22 protein-coding genes and 2 pseudogenes are annotated in these 18818 nt (G+C 62.5%); 15 read left to right on the top strand and 9 right to left on the bottom strand.

The features are described from left to right. Nucleotides 1-64 precede the first annotated feature (64 nt). The 4 genes from ABIB90_RS32860 to ABIB90_RS32845 all read left to right on the top strand — a co-directional run bounded on the left by ABIB90_RS32860 (nucleotide 65) and on the right by ABIB90_RS32845 (nucleotide 4591). Nucleotides 65-1057: a zinc-dependent alcohol dehydrogenase family protein gene (locus ABIB90_RS32860; RefSeq protein ID WP_354202163.1), complete on the top strand. Its 993-nt coding sequence runs from the start codon at nucleotides 65-67 to the stop codon at nucleotides 1055-1057. A 16-nt stretch (nucleotides 1058-1073) separates the two neighbouring features. Continuing rightward, nucleotides 1074-1979, top strand: coding sequence for a VOC family protein (locus ABIB90_RS32855; protein WP_354202162.1), 906 nt, complete (start codon nucleotides 1074-1076; stop codon nucleotides 1977-1979). Nucleotides 1980-2055: 76 nt separating this feature from the next. Further along, complete coding sequence (locus ABIB90_RS32850) at nucleotides 2056-3033, top strand: tripartite tricarboxylate transporter substrate binding protein (protein WP_219684860.1); 978 nt, start codon at nucleotides 2056-2058, stop codon at nucleotides 3031-3033. 151 nt (nucleotides 3034-3184) lie between these two features. Beyond that, entirely contained in the window at nucleotides 3185-4591 is a 1407-nt protein-coding gene (locus tag ABIB90_RS32845; protein WP_502917021.1) for a carbohydrate porin, read from the top strand. A 34-nt stretch (nucleotides 4592-4625) separates the two neighbouring features. Here the strand turns inward: ABIB90_RS32845 and arsC are convergent, their stop codons facing one another. From arsC to ABIB90_RS32830, 3 genes are read right to left on the bottom strand one after another with little or no spacing between them, the layout of a single operon-like run. Then, nucleotides 4626-5027 carry an arsenate reductase (glutaredoxin) gene (gene arsC, locus ABIB90_RS32840; protein ID WP_354169443.1) on the bottom strand — a complete coding sequence of 134 codons (402 nt, stop codon included), beginning with the start codon at nucleotides 5025-5027 and terminating at the stop codon, nucleotides 4626-4628. After that, complete coding sequence (locus tag ABIB90_RS32835; RefSeq protein ID WP_354202161.1) at nucleotides 5024-5728, bottom strand: aquaporin; 705 nt, start codon at nucleotides 5726-5728, stop codon at nucleotides 5024-5026. The genes arsC and ABIB90_RS32835 overlap by 4 nt, the downstream gene beginning before the upstream one ends. Next, on the bottom strand, nucleotides 5721-6083 hold the full coding sequence (locus tag ABIB90_RS32830) for an ArsR/SmtB family transcription factor (RefSeq protein ID WP_354169439.1): 363 nt from the start codon (nucleotides 6081-6083) through the stop codon (nucleotides 5721-5723). The genes ABIB90_RS32835 and ABIB90_RS32830 overlap by 8 nt, the downstream gene beginning before the upstream one ends. 129 nt (nucleotides 6084-6212) lie before the next feature. Between ABIB90_RS32830 and ABIB90_RS32825 the strand changes: the two genes are divergently transcribed. The 3 genes and pseudogenes from ABIB90_RS32825 to ABIB90_RS32815 all read left to right on the top strand — a co-directional run bounded on the left by ABIB90_RS32825 (nucleotide 6213) and on the right by ABIB90_RS32815 (nucleotide 9240). After that, entirely contained in the window at nucleotides 6213-6530 is a 318-nt protein-coding gene (locus tag ABIB90_RS32825) for an ArsR/SmtB family transcription factor (protein ID WP_007593490.1), read from the top strand. Nucleotides 6531-6581: 51 nt separating this feature from the next. Beyond that, nucleotides 6582-7946 carry an NAD(P)-binding domain-containing protein gene (locus ABIB90_RS32820; protein WP_354169437.1) on the top strand — a complete coding sequence of 455 codons (1365 nt, stop codon included), beginning with the start codon at nucleotides 6582-6584 and terminating at the stop codon, nucleotides 7944-7946. A gap of 112 nt (nucleotides 7947-8058) precedes the next feature. Continuing rightward, nucleotides 8059-9240: pseudogene (locus tag ABIB90_RS32815) on the top strand (MFS transporter). A gap of 12 nt (nucleotides 9241-9252) precedes the next feature. Here ABIB90_RS32815 and ABIB90_RS32810 read toward each other — a convergent pair. The 3 genes from ABIB90_RS32810 to ABIB90_RS32800 are packed head-to-tail and all read right to left on the bottom strand — an operon-like array spanning nucleotide 9253 to nucleotide 11684. Continuing rightward, nucleotides 9253-10053: an ABC transporter permease gene (locus ABIB90_RS32810; protein ID WP_007593487.1), complete on the bottom strand. Its 801-nt coding sequence runs from the start codon at nucleotides 10051-10053 to the stop codon at nucleotides 9253-9255. Further along, the gene (locus tag ABIB90_RS32805; RefSeq protein WP_354127460.1) at nucleotides 10050-10646 is read right to left on the bottom strand and encodes an ABC transporter ATP-binding protein; all 597 of its coding nucleotides are present in this window, start codon (nucleotides 10644-10646) and stop codon (nucleotides 10050-10052) included. Before ABIB90_RS32805 ends, ABIB90_RS32810 begins: the two co-directional genes overlap by 4 nt. 3 nt (nucleotides 10647-10649) lie before the next feature. Next, a complete protein-coding gene (locus tag ABIB90_RS32800; RefSeq protein ID WP_354169434.1) occupies nucleotides 10650-11684 on the bottom strand; it encodes a Cj0069 family protein in 1035 nt (344 codons plus the stop codon). A 479-nt stretch (nucleotides 11685-12163) separates the two neighbouring features. Between ABIB90_RS32800 and ABIB90_RS32795 the strand changes: the two genes are divergently transcribed. From ABIB90_RS32795 to ABIB90_RS32780, 4 genes and pseudogenes are all read left to right on the top strand, one after another. After that, nucleotides 12164-12397, top strand: coding sequence for a hypothetical protein (locus tag ABIB90_RS32795; protein ID WP_007593473.1), 234 nt, complete (start codon nucleotides 12164-12166; stop codon nucleotides 12395-12397). A gap of 17 nt (nucleotides 12398-12414) precedes the next feature. After that, the gene (locus ABIB90_RS32790) at nucleotides 12415-13323 is read left to right on the top strand and encodes a DUF1259 domain-containing protein (protein ID WP_354202160.1); all 909 of its coding nucleotides are present in this window, start codon (nucleotides 12415-12417) and stop codon (nucleotides 13321-13323) included. A 15-nt stretch (nucleotides 13324-13338) separates the two neighbouring features. Further along, nucleotides 13339-13998 (top strand): hypothetical protein, encoded by a 660-nt coding sequence (locus ABIB90_RS32785; protein ID WP_354169430.1) that lies wholly within the window; start codon nucleotides 13339-13341, stop codon nucleotides 13996-13998. A gap of 29 nt (nucleotides 13999-14027) precedes the next feature. Continuing rightward, nucleotides 14028-14528, top strand: a pseudogene (locus ABIB90_RS32780) (GlcG/HbpS family heme-binding protein). Nucleotides 14529-14658: 130 nt separating this feature from the next. Here the strand turns inward: ABIB90_RS32780 and ABIB90_RS32775 are convergent. After that, on the bottom strand, nucleotides 14659-14898 hold the full coding sequence (locus ABIB90_RS32775; RefSeq protein WP_219684855.1) for a YjiS-like domain-containing protein: 240 nt from the start codon (nucleotides 14896-14898) through the stop codon (nucleotides 14659-14661). Here ABIB90_RS32775 and ABIB90_RS32770 point away from each other — a divergent pair. Both ABIB90_RS32770 and ABIB90_RS32765 read left to right on the top strand, forming a co-directional pair. Continuing rightward, nucleotides 14810-15097, top strand: coding sequence for a hypothetical protein (locus ABIB90_RS32770; RefSeq protein WP_219684902.1), 288 nt, complete (start codon nucleotides 14810-14812; stop codon nucleotides 15095-15097). The two genes, ABIB90_RS32775 and ABIB90_RS32770, sit on opposite strands and share 89 nt — an antisense overlap. Continuing rightward, nucleotides 15084-15470 carry a hypothetical protein gene (locus ABIB90_RS32765; protein ID WP_245285890.1) on the top strand — a complete coding sequence of 129 codons (387 nt, stop codon included), beginning with the start codon at nucleotides 15084-15086 and terminating at the stop codon, nucleotides 15468-15470. The genes ABIB90_RS32770 and ABIB90_RS32765 overlap by 14 nt, the downstream gene beginning before the upstream one ends. 147 nt (nucleotides 15471-15617) lie before the next feature. Here the strand turns inward: ABIB90_RS32765 and ABIB90_RS32760 are convergent, their stop codons facing one another. Next, on the bottom strand, nucleotides 15618-15893 hold the full coding sequence (locus ABIB90_RS32760; protein WP_354169427.1) for a hypothetical protein: 276 nt from the start codon (nucleotides 15891-15893) through the stop codon (nucleotides 15618-15620). A 494-nt stretch (nucleotides 15894-16387) separates the two neighbouring features. Between ABIB90_RS32760 and ABIB90_RS32755 the strand changes: the two genes are divergently transcribed. Continuing rightward, the gene (locus tag ABIB90_RS32755) at nucleotides 16388-17146 is read left to right on the top strand and encodes an alpha/beta fold hydrolase (protein WP_354169425.1); all 759 of its coding nucleotides are present in this window, start codon (nucleotides 16388-16390) and stop codon (nucleotides 17144-17146) included. A gap of 632 nt (nucleotides 17147-17778) precedes the next feature. Here the strand turns inward: ABIB90_RS32755 and ABIB90_RS32750 are convergent. Continuing rightward, on the bottom strand, nucleotides 17779-17973 hold the full coding sequence (locus ABIB90_RS32750) for a hypothetical protein (protein WP_007593453.1): 195 nt from the start codon (nucleotides 17971-17973) through the stop codon (nucleotides 17779-17781). 626 nt (nucleotides 17974-18599) lie between these two features. On the opposite strand from ABIB90_RS32750, the gene ABIB90_RS32745 reads away from it, so the two are divergent. Next, a partial coding sequence (locus ABIB90_RS32745; protein WP_502918252.1) for a transposase occupies nucleotides 18600-18818 on the top strand: 219 nt, incomplete at its 3' end.

Below are 18818 nucleotides of genomic sequence, written 5' to 3'. Positions count from 1 at the left end.
TCTTGCAATAATTTTCGTAAACGGTATTATTTTCGAAAATATGGCTTGGGAGGCGTGTGACATCATGAGAGCGGTGCTGGTGCGTCAGCCGGGTGGGCCGGATGCACTCGAACTGGTCGAGCTTCCGGTGCCTATGCCCGGACCCGGCCAGGTGCAGATCCGCGCCGAAGCATTCGGGGTGGGGCAGCCCGATGTGCTGATCCGGCGTGGCGTCTACAAATGGATGCCGCCGCTGCCGGCTAATCCCGGCAACGACGTCGCCGGCCGCATTGCCGCGCTCGGGTCTGGCGTCGAGGGGTTTGCGGTCGGCCAGAAGGTGCTGCTGAGCGCACGCGACCTGTCGCAGCGCGGCGGCTGCTACGCCGACTATGTGGTCGCGCCCGCCGACGCCATTCATGCGCTGCCCGACAATGTCGATCTGCAAGCGGCCGTGTGCCTGTCGAACTACCAGGTCGCCTACGCGCTGCTGCACGAGTGCCGCCATCCGCGCGCACCGGCGAGCGTGCTGGTGATCGGGGCGGCGGGTGGTGTCGGTACCGCGCTGGTGCAGCTCGCCAAGCTCGCGCAGATGAAAGTCATCGGCACGGTCTCCACCGAAGAGAAGGCCGCATTTGCGCGGGGCAACGGCGCCGATCATGTCATCTACTACCGCCGCGAAGACGTGGTGGCGCGGACCCGCGAGCTGACCAATGGCGAGGGCGTTGGCCTCGTGCTCGATCACGTCTGTGGGCCCGAGTTCACCGGCTATCTCGGCGCGCTCGGCAAATGGGGGACGCTGCTGTCGTACAACGCCTTCGCCGGATTGCCGGAGGAAAACCTGATGGCGGCGATGCGCGACCATCTCGACATCTGCCCGGCGATACGCTGCTTCTCCTTCCACATCTACGACCACGATCGCGACGAGCGTCGCGCGCTCATGCGCAGCGTGATCGATGCGCTGAGCCGCAATGCGATCAAGCCCGCGATCTCGGCGGTCGTGAAGCTCGACGAGGTCAGGCAGGCCCACACGCTGCTCGAGCAGGGCTCGGCGCTCGGCAAGATAATCATGACGCCATGAGGGGGTGGATTGCACGATGACGACACAAGCACCCATTGCACGTTTCACCCGGCTCCGGCACGCGAGCTTTGCCTCGCCCGATCCCGAGCGGCTGCTCGACTATTACCGCGCCGTGATCGGTCTTGGCCTCGTCGGCCGCGACGGCAGCCGCATCTTCCTCGCCAACGATTCCGAGCAGCTTTTGCTGGTGATCGAACCCGGCGCCCCGGCACTGACGAGCATCGCCTTCGAGATATCTCCTGATGTCCAGATCGAGGCGCTCGGCGCCGCGCTGAAGCAGGCCGATCTGCGGCCGGAACTTCAGAGCGATCCACTGCCTGGCGTTTCGAGGCGGCTATCGTTCAGCGATCCCGAAGGCACGCGCTTCGAGCTGATCCAGGGCTGGACGCCGACACCCGCGCAGGAGCGGATCGGAGCGCTTGCCGTCAGCAAGCTCGGCCATGTCGCGCTTGGTACGCCCGATCCGCGCGCGGCCTCTGAGTTCTACGCGAACATGATGGGCCTGCGGGTTTCCGACTGGATCGAGGATCGCTTCGTCTTCATGCGCAGCGGCTTCGAACATCACACGCTGAACTTCGCCCGCGCGCCCGTCCGTGGCCTGCATCATATCGCGTTCGAGCTGCGTGGTGCCGCCCATATGCACGAAGCCTGCGATCATCTTGCGCGACACAAGCTGCCGGTTCTCTGGGGGCCGGTTCGTCATGGCCCCGGCCATAACACGGCGATCTATCACCGCAATCCCGACGGGCATGTGGTCGAGCTGTTCTTCGATCTCGACCGCATGACCGACGAGGCGCTCGGCTATTTCGAGCCGCGTCCCTGGCATCGCGATCGACCGCAGCGGCCAAAAGTCTGGGTCGGCCTGCCGCGCGACGTCTGGGGCATGCCGCCATCGCCTGAATGCACGGAGTTCGCCCGCTAGCGGATTCGAGTTCGACTTGAAGAACGCCGCCTCGTCGCGGCCAACGATAGAATAATCCAAAAGGGAGGACGCATTCATGCGACGGATGAAGCGGCTTGCTGCGGCGATTTTTCTGTTTGGCGGTTTTTTAGCAATCACTTCGGCGTCGGCGGACAATTATCCGTCGCGCCCGATCCGGCTGCTGCATGGATTTGCCGCCGGCGGCGCGGCCGACACGCTGTCGCGCATCATCGCCGACGGGCTCTCGAAGAAGCTCGGACAACCGATCATCGTCGAGGCCAAGCCCGGTGCCGGCGGCAACATCGCCGCGGATGCCATCGCGAAAGCGGCGCCCGACGGCTACACGCTCGGGCTCGTCACCGGCGCCCACGCGATTTCCGCGGCGACCTACAAGAGCCTCGCCTACCAGCCGGCCGAGAGCTTCGAGATGATCTCGACGCTGGTCTATTACGCGCTCGTCATTGCCGTGCGTAGCGATTATCCGGCAAAATCGCTGGGCGAGCTCGTCGCCATGGCAAAGCAGAAGCCGGGCGCGCTCTCCTTCGGATCGGTCGGTTTCGGCAGCACGCATCATCTGGCAGGAGAGCTGTTGAACGCAGCCGCCGGCGTCGAGATCGTGCACGTGCCCTATCGCGGCGATTCTCAAGCGGTCACCGCGCTGCTCGGCGGAGAGGTTCCGGTGATCGTCGGCACCCCGGTCCTGCTCGCCGCGCAGATCCAGGGCGGTGCGATCCGCGGCCTGGCGGTGACCTCGCCGACGCGCACCGCATTGCTGCCCGACGTGCCGACGGTTCAGGAAGCCGGGATCAAGGGATATGACGTGCGCACCTGGGCCGGCCTGCTGGCGCCGAAGGGAACGCCGACTGCCATCATGGCCGCACTCAATGCGGCGACGTTGGACGCTCTTAGGGATCCCGACCTCAAGCAACGTCTGGAGACCGCCGTCGGCGGCGAGGTTCGCGGCAGCTCGCCGCAGGAGATGAAGACGCTGATCGAGACCGAGATCAGCAAATGGACCGGCGTGGTGGAGCGGGCGAAGATCCCGAAGATCTGACGATCGAAAGTGCAAAAGTGAACATAGTGCCGCCCTCAGCCTGCGGTACTTCACAGCGCAGGAACAGGATTGCCGCGCCGGCTCACATTGGTCGACGACCGGCTTGAATGTCGGGCTGCGGCGTGCGTCATTGATTGCTCGGGAGGTGAGCGTGGCCGCCAAAGCAATCAGGCATTCGATGCGGGCGTTGATCGTTGCGGCTTGCCTGGTCGCGGCTGCCCAGTCCTCGGCTCAGGAAGACAAGAAAACCGACGACGACAAGCCGGCCGATCCCGACACCGGCGAGAGCACGGTCGAGGAGAAAACGCTCGGGCTGCTGCCGAACCCCTGGCAAAAGTACGGGGTGAAGTTTGCGGCCACCTATATCGGCGAGGTGCTCGGAAATCCGACCGGCGGTCTGAAGAAAGGTGCGGTCTACGAAGGCAGGCTCAATCTCGCTGTCGATCTGGACTTCGAAAAGCTAGTCGGCATCGACAAGCTGACCTTTCACGCCAACATGTTTCAGATCCACGGCGACGGCCTCTCGCGCTCGAATCTGCAGAATTTCTTCGTCGTCAGCGGGATCGAAGCGTTGCCCTCAACGCGACTCTACGAGGCCTATTTCGAGAAGCAGTGGGGCGACAAGAAACTATCGCTCAAGCTCGGGCAGCTGGCGGCCGACAGCGAGTTCTTCAATACCAAGTACACGGATGTTTTCACCAACGCCTCGATGGGCTGGCCGGCGATCACGTCGCTTGCTTTGCCAAGCGGCGGGCCGTCGCCGCCCTTGGCGGCCGTGGGCGCGCGCCTCCTGTTGAACGTGACGGACCAGTTGTCCGTCCTTGGCGCGATTTTCGACGGCGACCAGGCCGGTCCCGGTCCCGGCGATCCGCAGGAGCGTAACCGGTATGGCGTGAATTTCCGGATCAACGATCCGCCGCTTCTGCTCGGCCAGGTCCAATATGCCTGGAACAACAGGAAGGGTGACCCGAACTTGACCGGCCAGTTCAAGGTCGGTGGCTGGCGTCATTTCGGATCGTTCGGGGATCAGCGCTTCGCATCCAACGGCGTCTCGCTGGCCGCGCCAATGAGCAGCGGGGAACCACGGCTCTTGTCGGGCGATATTGGAGCCTGGGCGGTCTTCGAGCAGCAGATTTATCGAGTGCCGAACAGCGACGATCGGGGCATCGGCATTTTCGCACGCGTGTCGGGCGCGCCGGCTGACCGTAATCTGGTCGATGTCTATGCAGATGGCGGCGTCGAGCTGATCGGGCTTAGCAATGCGCGCCCCGACGACAAGTTCGGCATTGCCGCCGGATATGCGCATGTCTCAAAGCGGGCCCAGACGCTCGACGCCGATTATGCCAGGTTGGTCGACCCGCGCTGGCCGGTGCGAAGCTTCGAGGGGCTGCTCACGGCCGTCTATCAATACCAGATCAAGGATGGCTGGACCGTTCAGCCGAACTTTCAATACATCGTCCATCCCGGTGGCGGCGCGACGGCTCCGGCGAGTCCGCTGCCGGGAAGGGCATTGCGAAATGCCTCGGTTTTCGGATTGCGCACGACCCTGAAATTTTAAGTCGAGGCAAACGCGAGCGAGGCCATGTCGGCAATCATCGCGCTTCGACCACCTCGCCATCCTCCTTCACGAACCGGCCGACGGGGTTGTCCAGGAGATCGATGACGGCTTCCGAGGGACGACACAGGCGTGTGCCCTTAGGCGTCACCACGATCGGACGGTTGATCAGGATGGGATGCGCGAGCATCTGGTCGATCAGCTCGTCGTCGGACCATTTGGGGTCGTCGAGGCCGAGCTCCTTGTAGGGCGTGCCTTTCTCGCGCAGCAGCGCGCGAGCGGAGATGCCCAGGGCCTTGATGAGCTCGACAAGCGTTTGGCGGGATGGTGGCGTCTTCAGATATTCGACGACGACGGGCTCGGTGCCGCTCTGCCGGATCATCGCCAGCGTGTTGCGCGAGGTGCCGCAGGCGGGGTTGTGATAGATCGTGACGCTCATCGGGTTGTCTCCGCGATTGGGATGGGGCCTCGCGCCTGGGGCCGTCCGAGCAGCCAGTTCATCAACAGCATGGCGGCAAAGGCTCCGCAGAGCTCCGCGAGGATGAATCCGGGCAGGTCGGTGGGACGTATGCCCGAGAACGTGTTTGTCAGCGACCTCGCAATGGCCACGGCCGGATTGGCGAACGACGTGGAGGCCGTGAACCAATAGGCCGCGGTGATGTAGAGGCCCACCAGCCAAGGGATCGCAGTCCGCTGAAACCGGATGCCGGCCAGGATCGTCGCGACCAGACCGAAAGCGGCGACGGCTTCGGCGAACCATTGCGGTCCTCCGGTTCGCATCTTCGTCGAGAGATCGATCAGCGGCAGTCCGAACATCAGATGCGCCGCCATCGTTCCCGCAATGCCGCCGGCGATCTGCGCCGCCACATAAAGTCCAGCCTCGTTAACCGGGAGCTCGCGCTTGCCGGTGAAGACCAGCGTGACCGCCGGATTGAAGTGCGCGCCGGAGATCGGGCCCAACACCGTGATCAGGACAACCAGAATGGCTCCCGTCGGCAGCGTGTTGCAGAGAAGCGCAAGCGCGACATCCTTGGTCAAGGATTCCGCCATAATGCCGGAGCCGACCACCGTGGCGACGAGAATGCCCGTACCGAGCGCCTCGGCCGCGAGGCGGCGCGGAAGATCGAATTGATCAGGCACGGCTTCGCTCCTTGCGTCTTGGCTTGCAGCAGGCTTGCAGGGTTTCGACGACCGGCTCGCAGACTTCCGGCCGCCCGCCGCAGCAATCCCGCAGCAGGAAAACCGCAACGTCGCGGAATTCGGTGAGGTTGGCGCGGTAGACAATCGAACGGCTGTGCCGCTCGGAGGTGACGAGGCGCGCGCGCGTCAGGATCGACAAATGCGCCGAGAGCGTGTTCTGAGGGACCTCCAACAGCCGTGCGAGATCGCCCGCAGCGAGACCATCAGGCTCGTGCCTGACCAGTGCGCGGAAGGCCTCCAGACGGGTCGACTGGGCCAGGGCGGCGAGCGCGAGGACAGCTTCTTCCCTTTCCATATATCCAGACTTATGGAAATAATTGAAGCGCGTCAATCCGGAATTCCCCCTGGGCGACCCAGCCCGTATTTCGAACATTCCAGAAATATGGTTTGACAGTTTGGCATCCGCCGGCACATCGTGGCACGCATGAAGATCGATGACGCAGCAGCACGCCTTGAAGCCCTGGGCAACCGGACGCGACTCCAGATTTATCGTGCCCTGGTCCGGGCCGGACACTCCGGCATGCCCGTCGGTCGGTTGCAGGACAAGCTGAAGATCCCGGCATCGACGCTGTCGCATCACATCAAGACCCTGGTCTCGGTCGGGCTCGTCAGTCAGGTCCGGGAATCGACGACGCTGATCTGCCACGCAAACTTCGACGCGATGCGGGGTCTGGTCGATTTCCTGGCGGCGGAGTGCTGCGCAGACGAAGTCGGATGCAAGACGACGCAAACGGCGGCGTGATCTTTGTTGGCTGAGATTATTCGATGATTCTAGAAATATGGGATAAGCCAAATGAACGCTAAGACGGTCGCCATCGTCGGGGCAGGGCCTGTCGGCCTCGCAGCAGCTGCGCACGTCCTGGAGCGTGGCATGTCACCCGTCGTGCTGGAGGCAGGATCCGAAGCGGGGCACGCGGTGCGCCAGTGGCAGCAGGTCCAGCTCTTCTCACCGTGGGAATATAACATCGACAAGGCCGCGGCGCGCCTGCTGGCGCCGACGGGATGGAATTCGCCGGACCCGGGCTCCTATCCGACTGGTGTCGAACTGCTCGATCGATATCTGACGCCGCTTGCGACGCGAACGCCACTGCGCGAGGTGATCCGGACATCCAGCCGCGTCTCGGCCATCAGCCGCGTCGGCTTCGACAAGGCGAAGACGAAGGGACGTGAGCAGGCGCCGTTTGAAATCCGCTACCAGAACGGCAAAGGTCCTGAAGTGCTGCGCGCGGATGCCGTGATTGATACGTCAGGCACATGGTTCTCGCCCAATCCCGCCGGAGGTAATGGTCTGCCCGCGATCGGCGAGCGTGAATGCGCCGGCCACATCGCCTATGGCATGCCCGATGTCCGGGGTGCCGGTCGCGCCAGATATGCCGGCAAGACCGTTGCGGTGCTCGGCGCCGGTCATTCCGCGGTGGGCACACTGATCGAGCTCGTGCATCTCGCCGAGGAAGTGCCGGGGACGCAAGCTATCTGGCTGTTGCGGGGCGCCGATCCCGCCAAGTCTTTTGGCGGCGGCCGGAATGACAAGCTCGCTGCACGCGGCGAGCTCGGCAGCGCCTTCGCTGCGCTCGTTGCCTCCGGGAAGATCAGGATCGAAACCGAATTCGTCGTCACGCAACTGTCGGACTCCGAAGGCCGCCTCGAGATCGCGGCCGGCGCGGGCTGCGGCGGACGGAGCGTGATCGTTGACGACCTGATCGTCTCGACGGGCTTTCGTCCCGACTTTTCATTCCTGTCCGAATTGCGCCTGCGGCTCGATCCCGCCATCGAAGCGCCGGTCGCCCTGGCGCCGCTGATCGATCCCAACGAGCACAGCTGCGGCACGGTGCGCCCGCACGGCGCGCGCGAGCTCGCCCACGATGAGCCGGGGTTCTACATGGCGGGCATGAAGTCGTATGGCCGCGCGCCGACCTTTCTTATGATGACGGGGTATGAGCAGGTGCGCTCGATCGCGGCCGATCTCGCCGGCGACAAGGAGGCCGCCGCGAGGTTGGAGCTCGTGCTGCCGGAGACCGGCGTTTGCACGCGCGGTGGCCTCGAAGCCGCCGGCGGATCAGGATGTTGCGGTGGGCCGGCGAAGCAGGAACCAACGGCGTGTTGCGCCGCCGACGAAGCGGCGAAGAAGGCCGGCGCTTCGGGGTGCGGTTGTTCATGAATTTGGGTCTTGCAGGAGAAGCCGGAGAGTTGCCCATTGTGGTTGGTACGCCGTGTCGAGCTGGGGGGAGGACAGCATTCGTAAGCTGAGCGGCCGGTCCCTGATCGCGGTGATGTGCATCGGCCAGGTCGGCAATCTGCTGCCGCATGTGACGCTCTCCGCGAACTTGGCGCAGCATCTGATGCCGGCGTGGGGCCTGTCGACGTCCGAAGGCGGCTTGATGGCAAGCGGTTACGCGTTCGGCTACATGCTCGCCGTGCCCGTGCTGACGACGTTGACCGACCGGATCGACGCACGGCTCGTCCTGATCTGGGGCTCAATCGTCAGCGGGCTGGCGACCGCAGCGTTCGGAATCTTCGCGGAAGGATTCTGGTCCGCGACCGCGATCTGGTCCCTGGCAGGGCTTGGATTTGCCGGCGCCTACATGCCGGGCCTGAAGGCGCTGACAGACCGGCTTCCGGCTGGCGACACCTCGCGCGCCGTCACGCTGTACACGTCGAGCTTCTCGGTCGGGGTCGGCCTCTCGTTCCTGGTCGCGCAAGTGATCGCCGACCGTTGGGGATGGCGGACCGCTTTCCTTGTCACCGGCTTCGGTCCTATCGCAATGGTCGTCGCGTGCCTTCTGATGCAGGCGCAGCGGCCCGCGCCGAAGGCGGGACGTCTGTTGAACTTCGCGCCTGTCTTCGCCAACCGCGAGGCGCTCGGATACATCTTCGGCTACGGCGCCCATTGCTTCGAGCTCTAAGGCATCCGCACCTGGCTGGTCGGGTTCTGGACCTTCGTCGTCGCGCATCAAGGTGCGCCGTCGTGGTTGAGCCCCGTCGTGTTGAGCTTCTGCTTTGCGGTGATCTCGATGCCGGCCAGCATCCTCGGCAACGAGGCCGCGCTGAAATTCGGCCGCCATCGCGCGATCACGGTCGTGATGATCGCGTCGGCCTGCGTGGCGCTGGTTATCGGCCTCAACACGACGGCGCCGGCATGGGTGCTCGCACTGCTGCTGCTCGTCTATGGCCTGACCGTGCCGGCGGATTCCGGCGCGTTGACCGCCGGCATGTCGGCCGCGGCTGTGTCCGAACATCGCGGCGCGACCCTGGCCCTGCATTCGACGGTCGGCTTCGGCCTGTCGGCCGTCGGCGCCTGGGGAACCGGCGCCGCGCTCGACGCAGCCGGCGGTCCGCAGAGCGCGACCGGGTGGCTGCTCGCGTTCAGTGTTCTTGCGGCCGGAATTGCGTTGGGGCCGTTGGCGCTGCTGTGGGCTCGGAGGGTGCAGCTTGGTGGCGCGAAGTCGATGTGAGGTCGCGCAATTCTACTCGGCAGTGAGAATTCGATCGAGGCGCAATCGATGTCGATGATCGGTGAGAAGGCGAGCGCCTCCCGTCACGGCGGCGAGAGTTCCCAATCCCGTTCCGCCGGCGATCAAGAACATAATCAAGAGCTGATACTTGACGGCGTCGATCGGTTCGACGCCTGCAAGGATTTGACCGGTCATCATCCCCGGCAAAGAGACAAGGCCGATCGCGGCCATGCTGTTCATGATTGGCGTGAAGCCGCTTCTCAATGCGTCCCGCAGGACCGGCAGCAACGCCTGATAGCGGGTACCGCCAAGAGCAAGGCAAGCTTCGACGGCGGCTCGTTCGCGCACCAGGCTATTCGTCAGCACGTCCAGGCCCAGGCTTATTCCCGTCATGGTGTTGCCCAGGATCATGCCCAACAATGGCAGCGCATAGCGCGGATGATACCACGGATCCGGGCGTAGCTCCGTCAGAAGCGCGAACATCGTGACGGTCCCGGCCGCGAGCAACATGCATCCCGCCCCTAAGCCATAGCTCCAGATACCCGGCAGGCGTCGCTTTTGCCGAGCGACGATTTCCCGTGATGCGAAGAGAACCATGGCGACGGCGGCGAGGGCGGTCCAGAGCGGCGAGACCACGGCAAACAGGAACGTCAATACGTATCCGACGAGTATCAGCTGAAGCACCATCCGCACGGTGGCGATGGCCAGCTGCTTTTCAAGCTTGAGGCGGAGAGCAAGCGAGAGCGCGCCATCCATGACGACAAGGAGCGCGGGCAGAACCAAATCGCCGTATGCCAAATGAATGTAACTCACGGCCGATTTTCCTCGATTCCACCGTCGGCATTCATCACAAGGACCCGCGACCCGACGCGGCGGGCCTGAGCGTTGTCGTGAGTGCTCCAAACGACACTCGTTCCATTCGAAATGCGTTCCGCGATCAAGGATTCAACGGCCGCCGTCGATGCCGAATCGAGGGCCGATGTCGGCTCGTCCAGGAGAAGAACCCGCGACCTCAGCATCAGCGCCCGCACCAGCCCCAGCCGTTGTCGCTCGCCGGTCGAAAGTCTTTGGATCGGCCAGGGACCGCAACTGCGCGGCAACCCCAGTCTCGTGACCAACGGTAAGGCATCATCCCAGCCGCTGAAGTGGTCTTGCACGATGTCGGACCACCAGCCCGGTTCGGCGGCGAGATAGGTCACTCGCTTGCGCCAGGCCGGGGCAGGCATCGCCTCCCTGAGCGTTCCGTCCAGTTTGACCATTCCTTCGTTGGGATCGAGATCCGCGATCGAGCGAAGGAGTTGGGTCTTCCCTACGCCAGAGGGCCCTTGCAGGGCGACGCATTCGCCGTCCTGCAAGTCGAATGAAACGGAGATGTGCAAGCGCTTGAGCGCGCGGACCGTGAGCATGTGTCAAAGCTTGCGCCGGAGCCGATCGGCAACCCGCACTGCAATTTCCGCCGGCGCCTCGTCCGGATAAGGATGCACCGAGCTGACATTGATCTCGCCCAGGACATAGCTGTCGGTCCCGTCGGGACGGACCGGGCCAAGCATGAAGTCGGCGTCCCAAATCACAGGCAGGTCAAGTTGCGCAATATCCAGCAACGACGTCAGCTGCGGCGTCCACTCGTCCTCCATCAACCGACGCAGCCGCTGGAAGCGCGGGTCTGCGTTGGACGCATAGAGCCGTGGTCCGGCCTCGGAACGCGCGGCCGGCGACTCCACCAGGGCTTTGACCTTGTGATAGCCGAAGCCGGCACAGCGATCGCCCGCCATGTAGCAACGCAACACGCCTTCGCTCAAGCGAGGCTGGAATGGTTGGTCGATCACGCTGCCGTTCTCGAAATACTCCGCGCAGCGACGGAGAAAATCATCCAGCGTCAGTTCCTCGGAGCCATCCCTGGTTGCGTCCAGCACCTTTATCATTGGAGAAGCCGGCAGCTTCTCGACCTTCCAGACGCCTTGGCCGCCATTGCCCCGGTTGCGCTTGATCACGCGCGGACCGGCGGCGAGCCGCGTCGGTAACTCGGCGCGCATCGCCGCAGCGGTTTGATATAGAGTGGTGTCGCTTCCCCAGCCCATCGAGCGGGTACGATACAGAACCTCCTTGGTGCCCATCTTGAGGATGACATCGGGATGAGCGCTGACCCACACGCCCCGTGCGGCGACGTCGCGCAGCAATGCGTCGAGACCAGCGCGATCCCGACCGTCTTGAATGGGGTTGACCCAGACGAGCACGCCGTCCACCCCGAGCAATTGTTCACGGACGTCCTCGGCGAAACTTTCATCATAGATCGCCGGGCGCGCCGCGATACCGACGGCGGCGAGGGCTTCGAAAAGCTGCGCGAAGCGGCTGTTTTGTGCCGTCGCGTCGCGGCGCGCGGCAGCGTCTCCGCGTGAGAGGATGGCGACGGTGTGTTGGTGAGAAGGGTGTCGTTCGGTGTCCATGCGCAAGCTCCACGAATGGCGTGCTGCGCAGAGCTTGGACCGAGGCCTCACGGGGAGTCTGCTTTGTCCCCACGCAAAGGACACTAGCGGGGCCGTCCGCGAGTTTCAAGATGTGGCTGGCGCGGTTCCGCGGAGCAGTGAATTCTTCGTGACGTTCGCCGGCGGCTTTGGTGGGCAGCCCGAAGCTCCCGCCGGTTGACAGCTCCCGCCCGGGGGCTTTTACTTGGGGCTCGGGGATATGCGATCTCCCCGTGAGGCGACATGCCCAAGCATCGCGTCCTGATCACCAAGGGCGCAGCATGTCATCATATACCCCCGATTTCATCCGTCAGAGCGGCTCGACTTTTCGGCACGGCGTCCGCGCCGGTCGCATCGCTGTGCGCATCGATGCCCGCCGCCTCTTGCGCCGTGTGGGTATCGCGTAGGGCAAGATCGCGAAACGGACTTCACCTGGGGCAGGACAAACCAGGAGAATGGTCATGCGAACACGAACAATCTTCCGCACGGTTCTGCTGCTTGCGGTCGCGGGCGGGCTGTCGAGCGTGCACGCTCTGACGCAGGAGGAACTCGTCGCCAGGATCCAGGCGGCCGGCTACGCGCAAGTCAGCGACATCAAGTCGACGGCCGAGGGTATCACCGCAAAGGCGGTGAAGAACGGCAAGGCGGTGACGCTGGTCGTCGACAGCAGCGGTCAGGTCAAAGAGCGAAACTAAGCCTAGGGAGCAGCACGATGAAAAGAATCATCTCGGCCGTGGTCGGCATTGGCATCTGTCTTCTTGCATTTCGCTTCGGTCCATTCGTCCCGGCATATGCCCAAGATGCCGACTGGCAGAAGGTGGACGAGACCCTGGGCCGCAAGCCCGCCGTCTCGGACGACGTCCGCCGTTACGGCTTTCCCCGCAGCGATCTCTCCGTGACGTTGGACGGGGTTGCGATCAAGCCGGCGCTGGCTCTTGGCGGCTGGATCGCGTTCAAGCCTGCGCATGGTGGCGCAATGATCATGGGCGACCTCGTGCTGCTCGAGACCGAGATCAATCCCGTGATGGCGAAAATGATTGCGAGCGGGCTCGAGATCACAGCCGTGCACAATCATCTGCTGCGCGCGAGCCCGGCCACGTTCTACATGCACGTCGCCGGACACGGCGATCCCGTCAAACTGGCCTCGGCGCTCCATGATGCCCTGGCCGAAAGCAAAACCCCGCTGACGGTCACGGCGCCGGCGAACCCGCCGCCCGCCATCGACCTCGACACGGCGAAACTTGACCAGATCATCGGAGTGAACGGGAAAGCGAATGGCGGCGTCTACCAGTTCAACGTGAAGCGGCGCGACCCCGTCACGGAAGACGGCATGTTGCTGACTCCCGTCGCCGCGATGGGCGTCGCGATCGCCATCAATTTCCAACCGACGGGCACGGGCAGGGCGGCCATCACCGGCGACTTCGTGCTGACCAGCGACGAGGTGAACCCGGTCATCCTGGCGCTTCGAACGCACGGAATCGAGGTAACCGCGCTGCACAGCCACATGCTGGACGAACAGCCGCGGCTCTTCTTCATGCACTTCTGGGCCAACGACGATGCCCTCAAGCTCGCAGAGGGCCTCCGTGCGGCGCTCGACAAGACGGCGAGCACGAAGGGCTGATGCATGGACACGCACATGAACAAGCTCATGGGCAAGCTTGCGCTGGCATCCATGCTGGTTTTATTCGTGGGAGGGAACGCCATGGCCGAGACCCTGAATTTCGACAACGCTGCTGCCGGAACGTCGCCCGACGGATGGACCTTGACGATGACCGGCAAAGGACAGCCGAAATGGACCGTGGAGGCCGAGGCGACGGCGCCCAGCAAGCCGAACGTTCTCAAGCAATCGGGACGGGCGACGTTTCCCCTCGCCATCAAGCGCGATACGGCCATCCGCGACGGCTTTGTCGAGGTGAAATTCAAGGCCGTCGCCGGCTCCGAGGATCGCGCCGCGGGAGTTATCTGGCGTGCGAAGGATGCCGATAATTACTACGTGGTCCGGGCTAACGCGCTGGAGGACAATGTCGTGCTGTACAAGACGATCAAGGGCGTTCGAATGTCGCTTGAGATCGTGGGTCGCAAAGGCGGCTATGGCGTCAGCGCGCCGGTGTCATCCGGGCAATGGCACGTGCTGCGCTGCGACTTCGCAGGACGTCGGTTCAAGGTGAGCTATGACGGAAAGCAATTGTTCGAGGTGGAAGACGCCACCATTCTGGACGCCGGCATGATCGGCCTGTGGACCAAGGCAGATAGCGTGACCCTGTTCGATGATCTGACATATGGTGAGACCAAATAGGCGTTTGGTCACCTATGCCGGAGATTGCCATGAACGTTCGATGCCTGTCGGTCGCGACGGCCCTGCTGATTGTGTCCATCTGCCCACTGCGGGCGGAGGAAGGTCTGGTCGCCTACAAATCGCTCGGTCCGGAACTGGCGCTCGATCTTGCGCGCGCTGCGTTGGCGAACTGCCGCACCCGTGGATACCAGGTTGCAGTTGCCGTCGTCGATCGCTTCGGCGTCACGCAAGTGATGTTGCGCGACCGCTTTGCAGGTCCTCACACGCCCTCGACGGCAGCAGGCAAGGCGTAGACAGCCGCCTCGTTCAAGACCAGCACGACCGAGCTGAACGCGATCAGCCAGCCGGGCATGATGCAGGCGGGCATTCGCAACCTTCCCGGAGCGGTCGTCATCGCCGGAGGACTGATCGTCGAAGCCGGCGGCTCCCTGGTCGGCGCGATCGGCGTGTCCGGCGCTCCGGGCGGCGACGCGGACGAAGCGTGCGCGAAAGCCGGAATTGACGCCGTACGCGACAAGCTGGACTTCTGAGGCGTAAAGATCGCGGTCAAAAAGTCCTTCAGCCTTTTCGCGAGCCTGGCGGCCGTCTGATCCGCAGGGATAAGCAGACGCGCCGCCTTCGCACGCTCAGGTGTGGCCGCTCATTGACAGGATTTGACGATCACCCATCGTCGCGCCAACCTGAGAAGTAACACCGTCGAGCCTCGCCAACGATTGTTCTCGATAAGCCGATGTCCGCGAGAAGCCGGTCGTCCAGTTCGAGAAGCTCGTCGTATTGGCGGCGCCGTGTGATGCCGTCCAGCAGTGCGAGCGTGAGTTTCCAGAACCATCCAGGGTTTGGAGAAGGAACGAAGGCTGAGCTGGATGTGCCGATTGAGCCAGTGGTGCTGTCGCAAGACATGTTTCACCTCCATAATGGAGCGAAACAACGCTTGGCTCGAAAGCTGGTCGGGCGGTTGTGTTTGACCCGATGGCCTTTGCTATCATGCTCGTCCTTGCCGCACAAGCGATCCGCTGATCTGGAAGCTGAAGGTGTCGCTGAAGTGCCGGTCATGCCAAAAGCGACGATCGGCGCCGCCCGTCCACATGATTCAAGCTGACGGCGATGCAAAGCATCGCACCCTGCAAATGAGTGCATCCGATCGAGGAGCGCTGATCGGAGCGCCGCCTGATGGTAGAGATCCTCGCTCCCTCAGTGGTACAACTGAGATGGGTATGCTGCCATTTGCAAGGCAGACCCTGTTCCCGCGAGATGGTTCTATGGACGCGAAATCAGCCGCACGATTTAAATGGCACATAGAGCGGGTCATTGAGGAGTTATCCTTGGCGCTCACGCTCGCTAAAGAGGCCTCTCCAGCAGATGAGTTTCTGAGCTTGAGGATGTCGGTGGGCGATATCATCTCTCAGATAGACGCCGTGCTTCAGGACAACATTTACAAAGATCATCCCGGTCTGGATGGCATGAAAGACTGACCGTTAACGTCCGCTTCGGGGCAAATGCGAAGAACTCAACCTGATCAAACCTGGTCCGCTATGCATCGCTTAGTGGACCTGAACGAGGTGCGCTGCTACTTCGCTGATGGGCCACGGGCTGACCTGCACTAGCAGCATCCCTTTGGCTCAAAATAGACTGCGAAACTCGGCGAGTGCCCTGGCTACGTCTTGCCGCCTGACGTCTTCGCGCGTTCGCTCCCCACCACGTTTGAAAGAGATCGTGACTTTGTCGGGATTCGTCCGGAGCCGACAGTCTGTCTTCCATGACAAATCGCCAAGCTTGATCTCCACCAATTCTTGATCATCATACGCGCGCTCGATCGATCGGAAGATTTGCCTGGTTTCATCGATCGAGAGCATCATCGACTGTATGACCTCGGAGCCTCCGGCACCAAATGACATCAGCCACACCTCGTCCGTCGGGAGTGAAACACGAAAGTATGTCAGTCGGGACAAATCGACTAGTTTGAAGGTGCTGAAGTACGATAACCTCCGCGACACAAGCTTGGAAATTTCATTCCGCAAGTACCGTACAAGTGTTCGCAGGTGGAGTTGGTCGCTCTGAAACACCACGAATAGGCTCCCTGAAAACAAATCGGCAACTTAGAACAATTCCCGAGACCCAGCCAAGCTAACGGCATCCTGAGGCTCGGACTTCCGCTCAGGGTCAAGAAGCGAAGAACTCGGCCTGAGCAAATCACGTGCACCATGCATCGCTGAGCGGACCTCTCTGAGCTGGGCGGTGCGCCCCCACGAGCCACCTTGCCGCTTTGGCGGATACTCTCTATGATCGACAACTCATAGTAGCGGATTGCCTCACGAGAGGGATACGCGTCGTGGCAGGAATTCACGTTAGTCGCCGCCGCTTGCTTCGCAGTGCTGCAGCAAGCGGTCTGATGGCAACAGCGGCATCCAGCGTGATTGGTGCCGCCCGCGCCCAATCGGCGCGAAAGACCTTCGTCTTTGTCAGCGGGGCTTTTTGCGGCGGCTGGATATGGCGCCGGATCATTGACCGGCTCGAACAGGGCGGCCACAAAGTGTTCGCTCCGTCGCTCACGGGTTTAGCCGAGCGCTCGCATTTGCTGAGCAAGGACGTCAATCTGGACACCCACATCGCCGACGTCGTCAACCTGATCAAATGGGAAAGTCTCGACAACGTCTGTCTTGTGGCGTGGTCCTACGCGGGCTTCGTAGGCTCGGGCGCGCTCGAAAGCATCGGCGATCGCGTCTCCTCGGTTGTATGGCTTGATGCCTACATTCCCGCAGATGGACAAAGGGTGGCGGACTTCGCAGCCGAGCCGGTTCGCAAAGGCATACAGGCGGCCATCGACAAGGGCGAGGCAGGCGTCCGTGGATCGCCGACGTATCCGCCCAGTGTCGTTGCCGAACGCGATCGGGTATTCGCCGAGTCCAAGGTTACTCCGCATCCGATCGGCACCTATCTCCAGCAGGTCAAGCTTTCCGGAGCGCTCCAAAAAGTGGCGAAGAAGACATACATCCGCCTGCCGAAATTTCCTCAGCCGGCCTTCGACAGGGCACTGGCAGACTGCAAAAGCGACAAATCGTGGGCCACGTTCGAATTGCCGGACATTGGGCACATGGCCATGCTCGATGCACCAGATCGCGTCAGCGAGTTGACAGTGCAAGCCGCGTGAGATCGACCTCCCCATGAGTTAAGGTGCAGACGTCGCGCCGGAGTGCGCTATGCCCGCTTGGGTCACAGGCGTCGGTTCGGTGCTCAGCGGCAAATTTCCGCGGTGGCCCCATCTACCAACACGTAGCTGCATCGCGTCAACGGAAGCGGCCGATTGGAGGTATTGCCGGCGCAACTGATCACCTCGTCCAGGGCGAACAGCTGGGCGGGCAGATCAAAGCGGGCACGCGGGCTCATCGTTCGCGCCCTGGCTGGTTTGCTTTCGGTTGCACGTCAATGGCACCGACGTTGGGGTGACGATTGTCGGCACGCCCTCGCTGCCTCATGCCGTCGCCTCGCATCCGTCCATCAAATAGGAAAGGCTGTGTTTCATACGCGCTGGCAGCGGCCGGCTCGTGCGATCGTCCGGACGCAGTATTTTGCGCGGTAGCAGAGGTCACAGAAAGTGCCGACACGAATACGATCGCTAGTCTCGACATGACGGGCTCCTTGGCGGAGAGCAGGAACGCGCAGTGGGATAACTCAGTCGAAATCGTCGAGAAGGAGCTGGGCGCCAAGATGGCGGCGAGACTATGCCGAGACTATGCAATGTCGAGAGCGGCCTGTTCAGCTACGCCATCCACCGAGGCAGCCTTAGTTCTTCGTCAAGGGCTTGGGCGGCTCTTCGGCCATGGCCTCGACATCAATGGCAGGAAGCTCGCCGGTGCGGTCTTTCAGGTCTGCCGCACGCTGTACCAAGCCAGCAGCGACCGTGGGATCCTTTGTTGTTTTTGCCATGCGCAGCAATGCCGCTGCGGCCTCACGGGCGAACTGATTTAAGCGCGACACGGTTGGACATCCGACACTTAGCTGACATGGAATGATTCAAGGGTCGAATATTTGTTCCGAATTCGGCTTAAAAATGCGCGCACGACACAGAAAGGACTTCAGCTCGGAGCTGGGCCAGCTGAGGTCCTTCGTGTGTCGGCACCACGTCATTTGAGGCGCGGTGGCGAATGGTGCCCAACTCAACAAGTGGTTCTTGGTTCCCGTTATCAGCCCAAATTTCGAGAAAAAACGGGCCCCAGCTCGCGGGGATGTTGGGGGGCATGGAGCTGGGGCCACTCGGGGTCGCCCTTGGGGAAGGGCATCGGGAAAACTTGGCAATCGCAGGAATGTTCCTGCCTTTTTCTAAAGAGTAAGTGTGTAGATCAACCGCACAAGCGGGGGACAATCTCGAACGAGCCCGCCATTCTAAGCGCGAGGTCGTCGCCTGAAGTTGTTGCCTATGTTCCGCCGATGGAACAATCAGGCCTTGTGAGGAACATCAATCTGATCTCTAGCCTGATGAACCCCTCCGGCTGAGGGTGCTCATAAATGTCGGCTCACCGACGGATTGTGTTGCAAAACTCCGGTTGAGACGACTCGCGAACCGTGATTCCGTTGGTGTGAGGCGGCATTTGCGGGAGCAGCGGATGTTAGGTCGGCAGGAGAGCGGTCAGGGCCAGTTCTTTTACTCCTTTGATCTCGACAAGGTGGTGCCGTTTGATCACCTGGTACGGCAAATCGACGGTTTTCTGGACCTGAGTTGGGTGCACGACGAGCTCGCTCCATTCTACTCCCACACTGGCCGGCCTTCGATTGATCCGGTGCTCATGATCCGGATGCTGGTCTTGGGCTACGTATTTGCACTT

Origin of the sequence: Bradyrhizobium sp. JR4.1 (assembly GCF_040548605.1) — a bacterium.
Taxonomy (GTDB): domain Bacteria; phylum Pseudomonadota; class Alphaproteobacteria; order Rhizobiales; family Xanthobacteraceae; genus Bradyrhizobium; species Bradyrhizobium canariense.
This window is presented reverse-complemented; position numbering and strand designations above follow the sequence as displayed.